At 28.5% G+C, this 369-nt stretch carries 1 protein-coding gene; it reads right to left on the bottom strand.

What is annotated here, in order from left to right:
* Window positions 1-369 (bottom strand): class B sortase (locus KHA85_RS20610; RefSeq protein WP_213186728.1); only part of this gene is annotated, 369 nt, incomplete at both ends.

Raw genomic sequence — 369 nt, 5'->3', positions numbered from 1 at the left:
ACATAAGGATGTTCGTTAGCAAACTCTTGTTTAGTATATGATTTGATATTGTTAAACATTGAGCCATTATTCATATTATGACCATAAATAACCGTATTTAAATCAACAAATGGATTTTCATTTTCACTTGCAATAAAAATAGATCCCGCTCTAAATTCTTTTTTATCAATATCACTATGAATATAAGTATCATTAGTTTCACCTTGTAAAATTGGATAACTAACTCTTGTATCTGGGATATCTATCCATCCTTTAACATCTGGATTTCTTTTTAAAAGAGCGTCAAAATCAATTTTTTTATAAGCCCCTTCTTCCTCAGCTGCTTCAGTTACATAAGTTTCTTCAATTTTTTTATTACTATCATCCATC

The sequence above is a fragment of the Dietzia massiliensis genome, assembly GCF_018390595.1.
Lineage (GTDB): Bacteria > Actinomycetota > Actinomycetes > Mycobacteriales > Mycobacteriaceae > Dietzia > Dietzia massiliensis.
The sequence above is the reverse complement of the archived record's forward strand: the minus strand, read 5'-3'. Positions and strand labels throughout refer to the sequence as shown.